This is a genomic window from Halotalea alkalilenta DSM 17697 (assembly GCF_000621205.1).
Lineage (GTDB): Bacteria > Pseudomonadota > Gammaproteobacteria > Pseudomonadales > Halomonadaceae > Halotalea > Halotalea alkalilenta.
This window is the reverse complement of sequence record NZ_KK211234.1, coordinates 123,800-124,180: the sequence shown is the minus strand read 5'-3', so window position 1 is coordinate 124,180 and position 381 is coordinate 123,800. Positions and strand designations below refer to the sequence as shown.

General features: G+C 59.8%; 1 pseudogene. It reads left to right on the top strand.

Features of this window, described 5'->3' with window-relative positions:
- A pseudogene (locus Q376_RS25090) lies at positions 1-215 on the top strand (hypothetical protein); the annotation flags it as partial.
- Positions 216-381: the final 166 nt, after the last annotated feature.

Below are 381 nucleotides of genomic sequence, written 5' to 3'. Positions count from 1 at the left end.
GAGGTGGATTGATCGCCAATATCGCCCTGGCGCGCAAACTCGCGGCGCTGTTCTGGCGCGTCATGGTCAAAGGATTGGACTATGTCGAACACGGACTCCAGTACTACGAGGCACAGGCGCTGGAAACCAAACGACGTTCCATGCGTCGACTCGCCAAGCAGCTCGGGTTCTCCGTGACGCCCATCCAGACTGAAGGTCAAAATGCTTCTGCCTGAAAGTTGAGGAAGAACGATATGACGACCGCCCAATCTCCCCCCTGACCATCCCCCTGTCGAGGAGAACTCGGAGGGGGTTCATGGAAAGCCGGGCCTTCGCCGAGCTGGGCCGATCTTGCAAGACATCATGGAGGCCCGAGTCGAACCACGGCCTCATCGCCGCCGC